This window comes from Psychrobacillus sp. Z16_25, from assembly GCF_056856695.1.
The window spans coordinates 158,699-174,300 of record NZ_JBXEOV010000006.1 but is presented as its reverse complement, the minus strand read 5'-3'; the positions used below and the strand labels follow the sequence as shown (position 1 = coordinate 174,300).

At 38.7% G+C, this 15,602-nt stretch carries 18 protein-coding genes and 8 tRNA genes; 1 reads left to right on the top strand and 25 read right to left on the bottom strand.

What is annotated here, in order from left to right:
• Positions 1-145 precede the first annotated feature (145 nt).
• From AC1VU3_RS09020 to acpS, 23 genes are all read right to left on the bottom strand, one after another.
• Positions 146-219: transfer RNA gene (locus AC1VU3_RS09020), tRNA-Gly, on the bottom strand.
• Positions 220-246: 27 nt separating this feature from the next.
• Positions 247-323 (bottom strand) — tRNA-Arg (locus AC1VU3_RS09015).
• Positions 324-337: 14 nt separating this feature from the next.
• Positions 338-424, bottom strand: a tRNA-Leu gene (locus AC1VU3_RS09010).
• A gap of 65 nt (positions 425-489) precedes the next feature.
• Positions 490-562: transfer RNA gene (locus AC1VU3_RS09005), tRNA-Lys, on the bottom strand.
• A gap of 9 nt (positions 563-571) precedes the next feature.
• A tRNA-Gln gene (locus tag AC1VU3_RS09000) sits at positions 572-646 on the bottom strand.
• A gap of 3 nt (positions 647-649) precedes the next feature.
• Positions 650-725, bottom strand: a tRNA-Asp gene (locus AC1VU3_RS08995).
• Between the two features lie 26 nt (positions 726-751).
• A tRNA-Glu gene (locus tag AC1VU3_RS08990) sits at positions 752-826 on the bottom strand.
• Positions 827-830: 4 nt separating this feature from the next.
• Positions 831-905, bottom strand: a tRNA-Asn gene (locus AC1VU3_RS08985).
• A 94-nt stretch (positions 906-999) separates the two neighbouring features.
• Positions 1,000-1,455, bottom strand: a complete 456-nt coding sequence (locus tag AC1VU3_RS08980) for a SprT family protein (RefSeq protein ID WP_482983321.1) — start codon at positions 1,453-1,455, stop codon at positions 1,000-1,002.
• A 96-nt stretch (positions 1,456-1,551) separates the two neighbouring features.
• Complete coding sequence (locus tag AC1VU3_RS08975; RefSeq protein WP_482983320.1) at positions 1,552-3,717, bottom strand: Tex family protein; 2,166 nt, start codon at positions 3,715-3,717, stop codon at positions 1,552-1,554.
• A 181-nt stretch (positions 3,718-3,898) separates the two neighbouring features.
• On the bottom strand, positions 3,899-4,495 hold the full coding sequence (locus tag AC1VU3_RS08970; protein ID WP_482983319.1) for a PP2C family serine/threonine-protein phosphatase: 597 nt from the start codon (positions 4,493-4,495) through the stop codon (positions 3,899-3,901).
• Positions 4,492-5,277, bottom strand: a complete 786-nt coding sequence (gene sigB, locus AC1VU3_RS08965; RefSeq protein ID WP_482983318.1) for an RNA polymerase sigma factor SigB — start codon at positions 5,275-5,277, stop codon at positions 4,492-4,494. The genes AC1VU3_RS08970 and sigB overlap by 4 nt, the downstream gene beginning before the upstream one ends.
• A complete protein-coding gene (gene rsbW, locus AC1VU3_RS08960; RefSeq protein ID WP_482983317.1) occupies positions 5,255-5,725 on the bottom strand; it encodes an anti-sigma B factor RsbW in 471 nt (156 codons plus the stop codon). The genes sigB and rsbW overlap by 23 nt, the downstream gene beginning before the upstream one ends.
• Positions 5,712-6,056, bottom strand: coding sequence for an STAS domain-containing protein (locus tag AC1VU3_RS08955; protein WP_482983316.1), 345 nt, complete (start codon positions 6,054-6,056; stop codon positions 5,712-5,714). Before AC1VU3_RS08955 ends, rsbW begins: the two co-directional genes overlap by 14 nt.
• Positions 6,057-6,127: 71 nt before the next feature.
• Positions 6,128-7,126 carry a SpoIIE family protein phosphatase gene (locus tag AC1VU3_RS08950; protein WP_480389440.1) on the bottom strand — a complete coding sequence of 333 codons (999 nt, stop codon included), beginning with the start codon at positions 7,124-7,126 and terminating at the stop codon, positions 6,128-6,130.
• Positions 7,127-7,142: 16 nt separating this feature from the next.
• Positions 7,143-7,544, bottom strand: a complete 402-nt coding sequence (locus tag AC1VU3_RS08945; protein WP_480389439.1) for an anti-sigma regulatory factor — start codon at positions 7,542-7,544, stop codon at positions 7,143-7,145.
• Between the two features lie 6 nt (positions 7,545-7,550).
• Entirely contained in the window at positions 7,551-7,913 is a 363-nt protein-coding gene (locus tag AC1VU3_RS08940; protein ID WP_480389438.1) for an STAS domain-containing protein, read from the bottom strand.
• Positions 7,910-8,740, bottom strand: coding sequence for an STAS domain-containing protein (locus AC1VU3_RS08935; protein WP_480389437.1), 831 nt, complete (start codon positions 8,738-8,740; stop codon positions 7,910-7,912). Before AC1VU3_RS08935 ends, AC1VU3_RS08940 begins: the two co-directional genes overlap by 4 nt.
• A gap of 398 nt (positions 8,741-9,138) precedes the next feature.
• Positions 9,139-9,489, bottom strand: a complete 351-nt coding sequence (locus tag AC1VU3_RS08930; RefSeq protein ID WP_480389436.1) for a type II toxin-antitoxin system PemK/MazF family toxin — start codon at positions 9,487-9,489, stop codon at positions 9,139-9,141.
• A 4-nt stretch (positions 9,490-9,493) separates the two neighbouring features.
• Positions 9,494-9,760 (bottom strand): hypothetical protein, encoded by a 267-nt coding sequence (locus AC1VU3_RS08925; RefSeq protein WP_480389435.1) that lies wholly within the window; start codon positions 9,758-9,760, stop codon positions 9,494-9,496.
• Between the two features lie 115 nt (positions 9,761-9,875).
• A complete protein-coding gene (gene alr, locus AC1VU3_RS08920) occupies positions 9,876-10,994 on the bottom strand; it encodes an alanine racemase (RefSeq protein WP_482983315.1) in 1,119 nt (372 codons plus the stop codon).
• 73 nt (positions 10,995-11,067) lie between these two features.
• Positions 11,068-12,087 (bottom strand): LolA family protein, encoded by a 1,020-nt coding sequence (locus AC1VU3_RS08915; RefSeq protein WP_482983314.1) that lies wholly within the window; start codon positions 12,085-12,087, stop codon positions 11,068-11,070.
• Positions 12,088-12,145: 58 nt separating this feature from the next.
• Positions 12,146-12,493: a holo-ACP synthase gene (acpS, locus tag AC1VU3_RS08910; RefSeq protein WP_482983313.1), complete on the bottom strand. Its 348-nt coding sequence runs from the start codon at positions 12,491-12,493 to the stop codon at positions 12,146-12,148.
• A gap of 66 nt (positions 12,494-12,559) precedes the next feature.
• Here acpS and AC1VU3_RS08905 point away from each other — a divergent pair, with 66 nt between their 5' ends.
• Positions 12,560-13,189, top strand: a complete 630-nt coding sequence (locus AC1VU3_RS08905) for a rhomboid family intramembrane serine protease (protein WP_482983312.1) — start codon at positions 12,560-12,562, stop codon at positions 13,187-13,189.
• A 442-nt stretch (positions 13,190-13,631) separates the two neighbouring features.
• On the opposite strand, the gene AC1VU3_RS08900 is transcribed toward AC1VU3_RS08905, so the two are convergent.
• Both AC1VU3_RS08900 and AC1VU3_RS08895 read right to left on the bottom strand, forming a co-directional pair.
• Complete coding sequence (locus AC1VU3_RS08900) at positions 13,632-15,104, bottom strand: PH domain-containing protein (protein ID WP_482983311.1); 1,473 nt, start codon at positions 15,102-15,104, stop codon at positions 13,632-13,634.
• Positions 15,097-15,576, bottom strand: a complete 480-nt coding sequence (locus AC1VU3_RS08895) for a PH domain-containing protein (protein ID WP_482983310.1) — start codon at positions 15,574-15,576, stop codon at positions 15,097-15,099. Before AC1VU3_RS08895 ends, AC1VU3_RS08900 begins: the two co-directional genes overlap by 8 nt.
• Positions 15,577-15,602: the final 26 nt, after the last annotated feature.

Sequence of the window (15,602 nt, the reverse complement as noted above, 5' to 3'; positions counted from 1 at the left end):
TCCAAAACAGATAAGCTTTGATAGCTCATAAATTTTGCTGGCATCATCATAAAATGATGTCATGTTTGTTTTGCGATATGTTTCAATCGCTATATTTCTTGACGTTTTGCATGTTCAGTTTTCAATGTTCATAGGTTTTAAAGTATGGAGCGGGTGAAGGGAATCGAACCCTCATCATCAGCTTGGAAGGCTGAGGTTTTACCACTAAACTACACCCGCATATAAAGTTAATAATAATTGTTTTATTGGCGCGCCCGGCAGGAGTCGAACCCACAACCTTCTGATCCGTAGTCAGACGCTCTATCCAATTGAGCTACGGGCGCTTATTGACTATGCTTGGTGCGGCCGAGAGGACTTGAACCTCCACGGGGTTAACCCCCACTAGGCCCTCAACCTAGCGCGTCTGCCGTTCCGCCACGACCGCGTAGTGAAAATTAGGACGAACTCTATCTTAAAACATTTTCAAGAGAAAGTCAACAATTATTTTGATGAGCCATGAAGGACTCGAACCTTCGACCCTCTGATTAAAAGTCAGATGCTCTACCAACTGAGCTAATGGCTCACAATATAATGGCTGGGGTACCTGGATTCGAACCAGGGCATGACGGAATCAAAATCCGTTGCCTTACCGCTTGGCTATACCCCAACATGGCGGTCCCGACCGGGATCGAACCGGCGATCTCCTGCGTGACAGGCAGGCATGTTAACCGCTACACCACGGGACCTATGTATAAAATTTATAGAATATAAATGGTGACCCCTACGGGATTCGAACCCGTGTTACCGCCGTGAAAGGGCGGTGTCTTAACCGCTTGACCAAGGGGCCGTTATGGCTCCGAAGGTAGGACTCGAACCTACGACCAACCGGTTAACAGCCGGTTGCTCTACCACTGAGCTACTTCGGAATGTTTTTCGTCGTTTGCTTCACTCGACTTTTTCTATTATAGAGAGGTAGTTATAAAACGTCAACACTTTTATTAAAATTTATTTCATTTTTTTTTAGGAATGTAAAACTAACTCTCCAAAACACTTGCCACACCTGAATTTCTTGGTATTCATTCGAATTTTCCGATTATATAACAACCCGCATTTAGAGCATTTATATTGATATTTAAAGGGTCTACTTGCGGCTTTTCTCTCTACAAGGCTGGAACAAAATCTAGGCGAATTGGTAGCCTTTAAGAGCTCTCGAAAATCTCTATCTCGATGCTTATATCCCTTTCCTTCTAGATGAAGGTGGTAATGACATAGTTCATGCTTAATAACCCCGATTAATTCTTCTTCTCCATGCATCTCTATTACCCGAGGGTTTATTTCTATATGATGCGACCTAAGCATATATCTTCCACCAGTTGTTCTTAAACGCTTATTAAAGTAAGCCTTATGCACAAACTTCTTCCCAAATATATCCTTCGATATAGAAGAAACCATTGTCGTCAGTTGTTCATCGGTCATTCTATCCTCTCCTACTAACGCAAACTTTATTCCTTTCCATTTACATAAATAGAAAGGAATTAGTCCAATGACTATATATCATTGGACTAATATTCATTAAACTTGTTGTGCTGGAGGTAACATAGTTAATGATATTCTTCCTTTATTAGCATCAAACTGCTCTACCCAAACAGTCACGATATCTCCCAAAGCAACAACATCTAATGGATGTTTAACAAAACCTTTTTTTAACTTGGATATATGAACTAGTCCATCCTGTTTAACACCGATATCAACAAACGCTCCAAAATCCACTACATTACGCACTGTGCCTTGTAGCTCCATACCAGGCTTTAAATCCTCTAACTTTAGAACATCCTTTTTAAGAATTGGTTGTGGAAATGCTTCACGAGGATCTCTTGAAGGCTTCATCAATGCTTCTATAATATCCTTTAGTGTTATTTCTCCAACACCAATTTCTTCACTTACCTTGTCAATAGGTATACTCTTCAAGACCTCTTCTGCCTCTTTGGTACCTATTTGTTTTTTATCAAGACCAGCTATAGCCAATATTTCTTCAGCTGCTTTATAGCTTTCTGGATGTATGCCCGTACCATCAAAAGGATTTTTTGCATCTGGCACTCTTAAAAAGCCAATAGCTTGCTCGTAAGTTTTCGCCCCGAGGCGAGGAATTTTCTTCAGCTGCGCTCTCGAAGTAAACCTTCCTTGTTCGTTACGCATATTCACAATATTTTCTGCTACAGTTTTTGATAGACCAGAAACGTATTGTAATAAAGAAGCTGAGGCAGTGTTCACATTTACTCCCACTTGGTTAACAGCAGTTTCTACTATAAAAGATAGGGATTCCGACAGTTTTTTCTGCGAAACGTCATGCTGGTACTGCCCAACACCTACAGCTTTCGGATCAATTTTGACTAACTCTGCTAGAGGATCCTGCAGCCTCCTTGCAATAGATACTGCACTTCGCTGCTCTACTTGTAAGTCAGGAAACTCATTCCGAGCTGTTTCAGAGGCAGAATACACACTTGCTCCTGCTTCATTTACAATGACATAGGCAACTTCCCCTTCCGCTTCTTTTAAGCAGTCCACTATAAATTGTTCTGTTTCTCTAGATGCTGTTCCATTACCAATTGCCACTAATGTGATTGGATATTTTTTTAATAGGGATAAAACTTTTGCTTTTGCCCCCTCTATATCCATCTTAGGAGCATGAGGGTAAATGGCAGAAACCTCTAATAGCTTTCCTGTATCATCTACTACCGCTAGCTTACAACCAGTACGGTATGCCGGGTCGACACCTAGTACAACCTTCCCTTTTAGAGGAGGCTGTAAAAGGAGATTGCGAAGGTTTTCGCTGAATATATGAATGGCTTGCGCTTCAGCCTTCTCCGTTAGTTCGCCTCTTATCTCTCTCTCCACGGAAGGCTGGATCAGACGCTTATAAGAATCTTCAATGGCTTGTCTAACTTGCTCTGCCACTTCTCCTGTATTTTTGCCAACCCAATTTTCCACCATCACTTGAATTATCTTGTCAACAGAGGTCTTTACTCCAACCTTTAATACGTCTTCTTTTTCACCTCTATTTAAGGCTAACACACGGTGTGGAACAATCTTTTTAAGAGGCTCTTCATAGTCATAGTACATTTCATATACATTCTTCTCATCTAAATCTGCATTTTTGAGAGCAGAAACCATTGTTCCATTATTTCTTGTCATAACTCGAATTTGCTCACGAATTTTTGCATCATCTGCAAATTGTTCTGCTAATATATCTCTGGCACCTTGTAAAGCCTCTTCTATAGAAGCAACTCCCTTTTCTTCGCTCACATAGGACTCCGCAATTGATGTCAGGGGTTCTTTTGAATAGGAAAGCAATAATTCCGCTAATGGCTCTAGGCCCTTTTCTTTTGCTACTGTTGCCTTTGTTCTTCTTTTTTGTTTAAATGGGCGATATAAATCTTCCACTCTTTGTAATACAGTTGCTTTTTCTATGGAAGCTTTTAATTCTTCCGTCAGCTTACCTTGTTCATCGATAAGTCTGATTACCTCTACCTTTCGCTGTTCAAGCTGTTGCATATAATTGTATCTATCTTCTACCGCTTTTATTTGAACTTCATCGAGTGAGCCAGTTTGCTCCTTTCGGTAACGAGCGATAAAGGGTACTGTATTTCCCTCTTCTAATAGCTTGATTACCTGCTCCGCCTGTGTCGGCTTCACACCCGTCTCTTTTGAAACTAACTGTAGCATCGTCTTGCGCTCCAAAAAAACACACCCTTTCTATATCATTTACAATTTTAACATATTTAACTTCGTTTCAAATAGCTGCAGTAATGTCACCCTCTCTAACCACCGCTCGCCTATGTACCTTTCAAAATCTAGTTGCAGATTACTTACTACTATGGATAGATCCGCTTTTCATTTCATAAAAAAAGAAACCTACTTGTTACAGTAGATTTCCTACAATAAAGGTGGCATCATCGCCATGCTTTATTTCTCTCAATATCGTTTCATATAAACGTTTAGCACAACCTGCTTCCTTCATCGTCATTTTGGGACTTTTCATTTCAATCCCATCAGAGTGTAAGAGAAACAAATCTCCCTTTTTACACGAAAAGGTTTGTGTATTGAATTTTTGCTTGCGACCAGACAGATAACCCATCACCGGTAAAGGATAAACCATTTTATCTGTACTCTTCTGATACATATAAAACCTTATATTCCCTACACAACTATAAGAGATAGTTTGATGAATATAGTCTACCTTTACAATAGCAACTGCTGCTCCTCTTTTTTGGACCATTAACTCATTACATTTTAATAGTAGATCATCCAAAGATTCTTCTGGATGCTCTTCTAAGATCATAGGTATGATATCAGCTGACTCTTTAGCAACAGGGCCGTTTCCAAGTCCGTCCGCAATTGCACAAAGTAAAAAATCTTTTTGTTTGGAAACATAGTAAGTGTCTCCAGATTCCCGATTGCCGGTTTTTGCTTCTTGGTAAACAACTAATTCCATCTTTTCATCAGAATAATTTATCACTTTACTAAGCCACCTGACGATAATATTGCTTCTTGTAACTTTTTAATTGCTTTTCTTTGAATCCTGGAAACATGCATTTGTGATATACCGAGACGATCACCGGTTTCTTTCTGACTAAGTTGCTCCATATATGTAAGTTGAATGATCTCTTTTTCTCGATCCGTCAATACATCAAACGCATTAGCTACAAGCAAGCGCTGATCGGTTTTCTCGTACTCAGCGTCTGTTTGGCCAATTACGTCAAACAATGTTATGGTACTTCCATCAGCATCTGATTCTAGCGAATGATCCATAGAAAGGGCTTGATAGCTTTTTCCCATCTCCATCGCTTCTAAAACATCCTCTACCTCTACATCAAGGTAATCGGCAATTTCCGGAACAAGTGGTGATCGTTGATACTGAATAGTCAATTCTTCTACGGCAGCCCTAATTCTCGGTCCAAGTTCTTTTATTCTTCTAGGCACATGGACTGCCCAAGTTTTATCTCTTAGAAATCGTTTAATTTCTCCAATAATCGTTGGTATAGCAAAGGCCTCAAAATTTTTACCGAAGGATGGGTCATATCGTCGGATAGCTCCCAAGAGGCCTAGCATCCCCACTTGAACAATATCTTCATGATGAGATTTACCATTCGAATATTTCCTTGCAATCGATTCCACTAATCTTGTGTAATTTAATACTAGGTTTGTTTGTGCCTCTTCGCTTTCGGTCTGTTGATATTCTTTAATCCACTTTAAAATTTGCTCTTTGGACTCCTTGTTAGGAAGAGATGTGTTCGACATTTTCATCCACCTGCTTTACTCCGACATGCTTCGTCATAAATACAGTTACACCTTCTTGGTGATGGACCTTCACTTCATCCATGAGCGTTTCTATTAAGTATAAACCCAATCCTCCTTCTCGAAGGAAAGAGACCTCATCCACATCATGATAGGGACCAACTTTCGCTTTTGTTTCTTCAAAATTAAAGCTTTTTCCGTGGTCGGCAATCATAATCTCCATTTTATCATCATACAGAGCACATCCGATTACTACCTCACCATCTTCATCCTCAGCATATGCGTGCTGTACTGCGTTAGTTATCGCCTCACTCGAAGCAATTTTCAAGTCTTCAATATCGTCATAGGAAAAACCCATTCGATTTGCTAAACCAGAAATAGTTAAACGAGCTACGCTAACGTATTGAGGCTTGGCAGGCAAACGAATTTCTACATAATCAAACGGTTTCATCTATTTTCACCTCTTCGTTGGTCGTTTGAATGTCCATAATCTCTCCTAATCCAGTTATATCAAACAAACGTTTCAGACGAGATGAAAGTCCGGTTAACTCCATTTGCACCTTAGCTTCATTGGCGTTTTTATAAAAGCCTACAAAGACTCCAAGACCAGTACTATCCATATAAGTAACATCTGTGAGATCTAACTTCACACGGAGACCTTCCTCTAAATCAATTTCACTTAATTTTTCTCTTAATAAAGGAGCAGTAAAGGCGTCTATCTCTCCTTTAATGATACCTTTCACATAAAGTTCTTCTTGGTATAATTCTACTACTATATTCATTTGTTTATCCCCCATTATTCGCATACTATAGCTTATCTATACCACCATGTTGCTAGAAGTAAACCTGCTTTTCATATTTTCTTAAAGATAACAAGTGTAAAATCATCTCTCTGCTCAAATTCCTGTAACTGTTCTAACTTTTGAAAAACATATTCTACCATTTCTTGAGCAGGTAAATCCCTTACACTACCTATAATATCCATAACGGTTCTTTGCTCAATAAAGCCCTCTTGCGAACGACATTCTGTAACACCATCTGTCATCATGACCACAAAATCTCCTTCTTCTAAAAATACGGAGTGCTGCTCGTATTTTACGTTCGGGATAATTCCTAGCAATAGCCCTTTCGCTTTCAACTCCATAAAACTGTTCGATTTTGCACTGTACAGCAAGGGAGGCTCATGACCAGCAGAGGCGTAAGTAAATTTGCTTTCATCTTTGGAATACGTACCGTAAAACATGGAGATGAACATAGAATCGCTCACACTTTTTTCTACTATCCGGTTAATTACATCCAGTACAATAATAGGGTCCGTTTCAGCTCCGTCCAAGCTGTCCATACCATATTTAATCATAGACATGCAAAATGCCGCGGGAATACCTTTTCCTATTACATCAGCAACTGCAATCCCAACCGTGTTTTCATTGCTTAAAAAGTGTGTATAATCCCCATTCATTTCTTTTGCCGGAACAGAGATTATCCCAATATCCAAGCCAGGGATTTTAGGGATTTTCGTTTTGAGCATGGTTTCTTGAATATTTGTTGCAAGCTCAATCTCCATTTTTAGATTCTGTTGTTTTTGCACTAATGATTGGTTCTCTTTTATCGCTAGACCATAGCGAATCATAACCTCTATTAGAAAATCAAATGAATGGAAGAGTTCGTCCGGTAAATTAGGCATAATTTCTTCTAATGAAGCTTTATGTATACTAATTACTTCTTCAGGCGAAATATCCTTTTGTATAAGTTGACGACTAATATTTTGTCCTTCATATAAATTCAGCTCTGTTTGACTTAGAATATATCGTTTTAATATTTCTTTATATTGTCTTTTAAATTCTTGAGGCATTTACTAGTGTCACCTCCTATCTGAGCCACTTAATGGTACTTATGGTTGTTCCTTCCCCCACGTTTGTCTCAATCTTAAATTCATCCATTAGACGTTTTACCCCAGGCAATCCTGCCCCTAGTCCTCCTGAAGTGGTGTACCCATCCTCCATCACTCGACGAACATCAGGAATACCTGGTCCTTTATCGGACGCAATGACTAGTAGACCTTTAAGATTACCTTCTGTAATTTGTTTTATTTCTATAGTCCCTTTTCCCGCATATAAATATATATTACGAGCAAGTTCGCTAATGGCTGTAGTAATCCTAGCCTGATCCACTGTCCCAAACCCAGCTTCCTTAGCTTCGTTTCTGCCTAGTTGTCTAGCAGCAACTATATCCCACTCACTTATAATATCAACAGAAGACCTCATATTCATAATGGATTAGTCCTCCAATTCTCGTTCAAGTTTTTCCAATCCATTTTCTAAGTCTAGAGCGGTTGCTACATTCTCTAGTCTAATGCCTAGCTCAATTAATGTAATAGCGACTGCTGGCTGAATACCTGTTAGAACAACTTTAGCTCCCATCAGGCCAGACATATTAATAACATCCCCTAAAACCTTTGCTATAAATGAATCTATAAAATCGATTGGAGTTAAATCTAGTACTACTCCGCGTGCTGCTGTTGTATGTAGCTTTTCTAATAAATCTTCTTGAAAGTTTAAAGCAGTTTGGTCATCTAACTCCCACTGGATAGAAACTATTAAACAATCTCTTAATTTTAAAATAGGAATTCTTGTCATCATTTCGGATCCACCTCTACTATCGCTCTATTTGTCAATGCCAATGCCTGCTCCATACCTCTTTGTAACGTGCTGGTAGTGGTAAAATCGTTTAAATTAATTCCTAATGTGACGATTGTCTGAGCTATCTCTGGTCTGATTCCAACTAGCATACACTTAGCCCCTACTAACCTAACAGCATCTGCAGCTTGTATAATATGGTGAGCCACCATTGTATCTACTACCGGGACACCAGTAATATCCAATAACACTACTTCTGCACGATGCTTCACCACACCATGCAATAAATTTTCCATGATTAGCTTCGCTCTTTCGGTATCAATCGTGCCCACTAGAGGCATTACGGAAATTTTTTCGAATACAGGAATCAAGGAAGCCGAAAGCTCTTGTAGGGCTATCTTCTGAAGACTAACTGTCTTTTCCCAAACTTTTGAATAAGCATCTACTACAGAATGAGTAACAGGTGTTAGCCAGTTGTTTAAAATGGTACGATAAGACTTGTAATTACTTTCATTTAAATATCCTTCACTTTCCATCTGCTCGTAAATAACATCTGTAAAATTAGATAATGCCTTTAAGACGAAAGAAATAGACCATCCATATCTAACTATTTGAACAGAAAACTCTTGAAGCTTCACCATGTATATTTCTCTTTCTTCAGTTAAACTAAAAATCATCAAATCGCCAAATTCTCTCGCTGTATGATTGATGACATCATCCGACATAATCTGAAAGAATCGATCATCCTCTTCTTCCTCCATTTTTATCTTCCATTTTTCCAGTATGTCATCAATGTGCTGATGAATATATGTAGCAATCTGTTTATTCATTAGTAATTAGCCATCTCCTTATTACTTTTCATGTTACCTTTATTGTAACGAATTTTGCGGATTTTTACATCTTTTAAAAGCTTATTAGTTTTCTATCATCCCAATAGGAGATTCAATTAGAGACTTTTATTGATAATAAATGGAGATGAAAAGGAAAATGTTCACGCCTTTATCTAACTAGAAAACCAAACATTATTAAATATTTTACTTTTATGTCAGATTTATGATTAGCATTTTTTATTTTCAATTTAATATTACAATCTATTAAAAAATTTCTTGAATGCTAAAATGCCATTCCTAGTCTAAAGAAAATAATGGAGGTTCTAATACCTCCCATCCAAATGCACAAAAAAACACAATGTGATTTGGACGCTCTCACATTGTGTACTCAGTATGTATTAAAATTTCACTAAACCTAGGCTAATGCCTAATGCATGGTCTACTTCTTCCATCACATCTTCATCGAGGTGTGTAATTTTATCCGTAAGTCTTGATTTGTCTATTGTTCGTAATTGCTCTAACAAAATTACAGAATCACGTTCAAAATCATACTCCTTAGCATTGATTTCTACATGTGTCGGTAACTTTGCTTTTTGAATCTGTGCAGTAATAGCCGCAACAATCACTGTTGGACTAAACCGATTACCGATATCATTTTGTATCACCAATACGGGTCTGGTACCACCTTGCTCAGACCCGATTACTGGCGATAAGTCCGCAAAAAAAACGTCCCCACGTTTTACGATCAAGTTGTCATCCTCCACTTACGAGTCGCTCTGTCGTATGCTGTGCCTCATACTCAGCGTGTAAACACTCCATACAAATGGATAGGTTGATATGAGACATTTCAACATAGCCTTTTATCATCGCTTCTCTTATAAGATTTGCCTGGCCCTTATTTAGATATTCTTTTGCATGGACACGTGCAACGCTTTCCCCACTAATAGCCTTAGCTCCTTCATTAGCCAATTGCTTCGGAAGCTTAAGAACCGCTTCTTGTTTCTTTTTATCACTTACCACAGCAAACACCTCCGACAAAACATTTCCCTATATGACATTATATTTCATCTTACCATTACTAAAGATGAAATAAAAGACAAATAAAGAATTGGTTAGACAAATTATGCAATATGGACTAGGGCTTGTCGATTTTTTGTCTGCTGTATAATCTTGGGATTCTTGCTGATAGGGTACAACATATCTCGTAAGGTATTGTTTGAAGTTTGGTAGCCCATTCATCTATTTTAATTTCTTCTTTCATTTGCTTCCCTAGTAATACCACTTTCTCTCCAACCTCTACTTGTTCGGAGAGTCGAATCATGCATTGATCCATGCAAATCCTTCCTATAATCGGTACTCTTTTTCCTCTCACTAAAACCTCTTGTGATTGGAGATTTCTTAATAAGCCATCAGCATAGCCAATTGGCAACGTGGCAATCCATTCATCTTCTTTCGCCGTATAGGTCGCTCCATATCCAATGGAGGTTCCTTTATGAACCTTCTTTATGTGTGCTATCTCCGTATATAGAGAGAGCGCAGGCTCCAATGAAAAAGGTAAATGATCATTTAGCCATGAAGATGGAGCAATACCATACATGGATATACCAAACCTCACTGCATCTAAGGCATTTTCTGGGTAGCGTAGAGCAGCTGCACTATTACTAATATGTACAAGAGCCGGTCTTTCCTCAAATGCTTCGAGCATATGATTAAATTTGTTTACTTGCTCATTATAATAGTCAGCCTGTTCCTCATCAGCTGTGGCAAAGTGAGTGAATGCCCCAGTTATCTCTACCCAAGGGTTTTTCTGCATAAACGTTATCGCTTTTCTCAAATCGCCATACTCTGTAAAACCTATTCTACCCATTCCACTATCAATTTTTACATGTACTTTTAAAGGTTTTTTTATATCTTTTGTAGCAAAAACCCAGTCCAACGAATATGCTGTTAAGGTAAGGTTGCATTCCCCTGACTTTTCAAAAAAAGAAGGTGGAGTCGGACCAAGGATAAGTATGTCCTCCTTGATTCCAGCATCCCTAAGTGAAAGTGCTTCCTCTGGCGTAGCAACAGCCAGGATAGATGCACCAGCCTCTAGAGCAGCATTCGCCACCTCTACGTCCCCATGTCCATAGGCATTTGCTTTTACCACCGCAATTACCTTTGTATGGACAGGAAGTATCTCTCTGAGTTTTCGTATATTTGATTTTATTGCTTCTAAATTTATTTCTATGACTGTAGGTCTGTAGATGTTCATGATAATCAACCCTCTTCTTCCGCGGTTGACACTATTATGCTCCTTGGAAGAAGGGGCGTCAATCTCTAAATGCTTATTTCAAACTAGATACCATCATTGAAGAGGCAACCTCTATCATCTCTTCTTTTGATAAAGAAGTTGAAGCTAGGAAGAAGGACATTCCATCTTGCTCCCATGTAATAGACTGATCCGTAACTGCTCCTATCGCTACCCCTAAATCTACTGGATCTCCTGGAGCAAATACCGGCAATGCAGAAGTCATCGCTTGGTTACTCAGCTGTTGAATAATTGTAAATTCCTTATCACCACTAAAGGTTAAGATGACTCTCTTGCTCGTATCATCTTCTATTACTCTTTCCTCGCTTATATGAACATTTTCCCATTGAAGCACAGGATAATGTGTTTCAAAATCCTTACCCTCTAGTTCAGCGGACGCTTCGACAGTGTCCTCGTTCGTCTTAGCGGCTGGAGTTTGTTCAATTTTGTAGTCACCAGCTGCACGAGTCTTGCCAATAGAAACATTTTTGAATTTGATGTGAATCTGTTCTTCTTTATTTTCATTCATAATAGACACATCTGTTGGAAGAAGCGTCTTTTTGTTAATAAAGATTTTTTGTGATGGCAGCATGTTTTTATGATTATTCGTTGTTTTTGTTTCAAATACATAATGGTCGCCTTCTTCTTTGAAGGTTGCCTCTTTATCCTTTTTAATATCACTTGCCAGGGATCCGATTAGATAAGCCTGGCTATTCTCTGATGGCCAGTTACTATGAAACTTATATGTTTTGTTAAGCGCAGGAGTTACTACAAATACTCCTTCTGCGTTCCGAACAATCATTTGCGTGTTTTCCGCATTTGCATCCGAAACCTTTACGCGAAAGAAATCTGGTTTCGTATGCCAAACCTCCACATCATACATCCTTGGCTCTTGACCAGTTAAAATACTCATTTCTGCTGTTAACTCATAACCCTTCGCATCCACCCACTTGTTACTTAGTTTTTTTACTACATCCTCTTTTGATTCAGCTCCACATGCAGTAAGTACCAAAATCATTGCAATAAAAACTACCAGTTTAGCCACTAGGCTTTTCAATTAGTCCACCCTTTCTATTATCGCTGCGTTCATTCATTGTATGTAGGTGGACGACCATTTATGATTGAAGAATTACTTGTGCTGCAGCATAATCTTTTGTATGTGTGATGGAGATAAACCCATCCACTTTTTTACCTTTAAAGTAAAGCACTGGTGCTCCCATGGAGTCTCGGAGTATATCTATATCCTGAAAGCTACATTCTTTTCCAATCCCAGATCCGAGAGCTTTTGAGAAGGCCTCTTTTCCAGCAAATCTACCTGCCAAAAACTCGACCTGTCTCGCTTCACTCATTCCTTGCATGAGGTTTTTTTCCTTCTCCGTTAATATTCTATTTACTAATTTTTCTTGATGGAGGCCTTTTAATTTTTTTATATCCGTAATATCTAAGCCAATTCCTGTGATCATAGTGGTTTCCCCTTTCCAATAAAAGCTGTAAAAGCTATACTAATAATAGAAATTAGAGGTGAGAAAATGTTTAGTAGAACAGAAAGCTTTAAACAGTATATACGCTTGTATCCAATTGTTTCTACATTATTGTTCATTAATATCTTTCTTTTTATCGTTTCCTTATTGCCATTTATAGGAAACGCTATTTATTCCTATGGGATTGGAAATAATTATTATATCTTTCAAGGAGAATATTGGCGTTTAATCACTCCCATGTTCTTACATCTCAACTTTTTTCATTTACTTTTTAATATGTTTTCCTTATATCTCTTTGGCCCAGAGCTTGAACAGCTAGCCGGAAAAGCTAGGTTTCTAACTATTTACTTCTTATCTGGTTTAATCGGAAATGTTGCCACTTACTTCATCTATGATTTTAGCTTGCAAAGCTTGGGAGCAAGCGGAGCGATTTATGGTATTCTAGGTGCATTCGGAGCTTTAGTGTATTATACAAAACACATCTTCCCACAGCTTAAACAGATTATCCTTCCTATTATTGTGATCGGGGTCATTATGACATTCATTCAACCCAATATTAATATTGCAGCTCACTTAGCAGGTCTGATTACCGGGTTTTTACTAGGATTTATCTATTTCCATCCTAAGCGAATCGCTGCATGGAAGAAAAAGAAAAGAAAGTTTAAGGTAATGAAATAAGAGTTTTTTAAGAACTGTACAGAAAAAAAACGAAAGAAGCCCTTATGATTCTAACCATATTATAGAATCATAAGGGCTTCTTAGTTTAGAAAACTCTGATTCTCCGCTGCGTAGGACGCTTTCCGCGGGCCAACAGGATGTTGGTCAGGAAAACGTTGTCACACGATGTGACGTTCTTAGTTTTCCGTCCCCAAGGTGAGCCATAGCCGAACGCTAACGCGTGCCGTTGCTATGGCTCACCTTTCTCCCTCCTCCTGCCGGAGTCGCCTACGCTGCTACAAACCAACAATGTTTCCTATTAAAATAAATCAATATATTCCAAAATAACATATAATTCATTCTGAGAAGTTTTATCCTAGGCTCTTCTTATTTGCTTTGTCCTAGCCTCTTCCTTACTTTTAATATTACTTTTCGTTTAAAGGTTCATAGTTTTCGGCTAAATCTACCCTTCTCTTCTATGAGGCTCATACCATTCCAATAACATCTCCGCATCCTCTTGCTCGATATGAGGGATAACTGTTACTGTACTTCCTCCCCCTGACTTTATACTTGTTTGTATTGAACAAACTCCCTCTCTCTTTTGGAAGTAGGTAGTTCTTTGTGTCATTGATTGAATCCGCTTTTTCTCCATCCAAATCGTTACTCTGCTAAAAACTCGATACCTAGCGATAAGCTGTAAATCATTCTTATAGAATCCGGCCGTTCGATGTTGCCAGATTCCTAGAGCAAAGCTAAGCGGAACTAATAGTAGGGAAAGTAGCCCATACGGGAAAAAGAAATAAGTAGTTACTCCGACCATCGGTATAATCCACAAGTAATCTAGTCGATAGAAGAACTTTTTAGATCTCTTTGGAACAAGTGTAAAATCAGGCTCTAAATCTAGCTGAGGGAAAATAGTATGTAAAAGCTCATCCACCTCTGCTCGTTTAATAAGAGGAAGCAGCCTCATTGTTTCATCCTTTTCTGTTAAAGAGCCGCCTGCACTATCTACTACGACAGAAGCATAGCCGAACATCTGACGGATGGGACTCTCTATTAAACGAACCGCCTGAATTCGCGCTAGAGGGATCGTCATTTTCTTCTTTTCCAACAATCCTCTGGTTACGATAATTTCTTCGTCTTCTAAGCGGATTGTAAACTGATAATAATTAATAAAGGTCAGTAGAACGGATGCTAACCAAGCAACCAGTACAACAGCGAATACTGCAAGGACTACCATTAACACACCAAAGCGAATAAACACCAAAATCTCATTGTAAATCGTCTCATATGGAATTATATCGGAGAACTGAGAAATTAAAACTGCCAAACCTGAGAAGAAAACACCAATCCCACCTGATGTGCTTGCAAGAATAATCAAATCCTTTTGAGACACCGTATATAAAGGAGGAGCTTCTTTTATTTCTACAGGCTCGTCTAATTTTTCATCCCCATCTAATACAGATGTTTTGACCTTTGCTCTCAGCATTTCCTTTTTAATTTGCTCTGCCGCAGCCTTCGTTATAGCTGTTAGCTCTGCCTCGGCCTCCTTCGTCGGTCCTCCACCAGCCGTTTCTACCTTCACCTTTACAAGCCCAAACGGACGATGAAAGATCCCTTCTGTATAATTTAAACTTTGTATTCTTTCAAAAGGAATGTATCTTTTCTTTTTTACAAACAAGCCATATTCAATTCTCAATTCTTCTTCATCAAACCAATATCGAAATCTCTTCCACTTCACAATGCCACTTATTAGAAGTAACAGTAAAATTGTTCCGTATAACCCAAAAGTGAATAAGTTCGCCAAAAAGCTAGAGTCTCCTCCTAGCCCATTAGCAAGTATGATGACAACTAACGGGAGTAGCATTTCTTTTAATGCCTTCACAAAATTAATAACTGCCGAAATTGGGTGTAATTTATATTTTTCCTTAGACATCGTCTTCAGCCACCCTTGCTAGCACAGATATTCTGCTCCGCAGCTCATCTGCCTCAGCAGTAACAAGGGCAGGTATGACATGGCTAGTAGCAGCGGTAGAAATAGTAATAGAAGACAAATCATATTTCCTTAAAATAGGTCCTTGCTCTGTATCCACGTGTTGGACCCTCACCATGGGAACCAAGGTTCTTTTTACAACAAAAAGACCACACTGAAGCTCTATCTCTTGGTCTCTAACCTCGTATCTCCACCTTGACCATCTTATTTTCGGGAATAAATATACAAGCAAATATGCGAGTGTCATCAGAATAATGGCATCTACTATATATACCCACCAGTAATTGGCTGTGAAATAATTTACAAAACCGGCACCAACGGCAAACAATAAAACTATCATCGTCTGAAAAATACCATATATTCGCCATACTCTTAAGCCTTTTTTAGATATCCTATTCATTGGTTCTTTTCTCATTTCCTAGCACCTCTTTCCATAGTAAT

What these genes read in the sequence shown, in the direction of transcription:
- AC1VU3_RS08980 (WP_482983321.1), bottom strand. Translation starts at nt 1,455, where the DNA reads ATGACCGATGAACAACTGACGACAATGGTTTCTTCTATATCGAAGGAT.
- sigB (WP_482983318.1), bottom strand. Translation starts at nt 5,277, where the DNA reads ATGTCGAACACATCTCTTCCTAACAAGGAGTCCAAAGAGCAAATTTTA.
- rsbW (WP_482983317.1), bottom strand. Translation starts at nt 5,725, where the DNA reads ATGAAACCGTTTGATTATGTAGAAATTCGTTTGCCTGCCAAGCCTCAA.
- AC1VU3_RS08955 (WP_482983316.1), bottom strand. Translation starts at nt 6,056, where the DNA reads ATGAATATAGTAGTAGAATTATACCAAGAAGAACTTTATGTGAAAGGT.
- AC1VU3_RS08950 (WP_480389440.1), bottom strand. Translation starts at nt 7,126, where the DNA reads ATGCCTCAAGAATTTAAAAGACAATATAAAGAAATATTAAAACGATAT.
- AC1VU3_RS08945 (WP_480389439.1), bottom strand. Translation starts at nt 7,544, where the DNA reads ATGAATATGAGGTCTTCTGTTGATATTATAAGTGAGTGGGATATAGTT.
- AC1VU3_RS08940 (WP_480389438.1), bottom strand. Translation starts at nt 7,913, where the DNA reads ATGATGACAAGAATTCCTATTTTAAAATTAAGAGATTGTTTAATAGTT.
- AC1VU3_RS08935 (WP_480389437.1), bottom strand. Translation starts at nt 8,740, where the DNA reads ATGAATAAACAGATTGCTACATATATTCATCAGCACATTGATGACATA.
- alr (WP_482983315.1), bottom strand. Translation starts at nt 10,994, where the DNA reads ATGAACATCTACAGACCTACAGTCATAGAAATAAATTTAGAAGCAATA.
- acpS (WP_482983313.1), bottom strand. Translation starts at nt 12,493, where the DNA reads ATGATCACAGGAATTGGCTTAGATATTACGGATATAAAAAAATTAAAA.
- AC1VU3_RS08905 (WP_482983312.1), top strand. Translation starts at nt 12,560, where the DNA reads ATGTTTAGTAGAACAGAAAGCTTTAAACAGTATATACGCTTGTATCCA.
- AC1VU3_RS08900 (WP_482983311.1), bottom strand. Translation starts at nt 15,104, where the DNA reads ATGTCTAAGGAAAAATATAAATTACACCCAATTTCGGCAGTTATTAAT.
- AC1VU3_RS08895 (WP_482983310.1), bottom strand. Translation starts at nt 15,576, where the DNA reads ATGAGAAAAGAACCAATGAATAGGATATCTAAAAAAGGCTTAAGAGTA.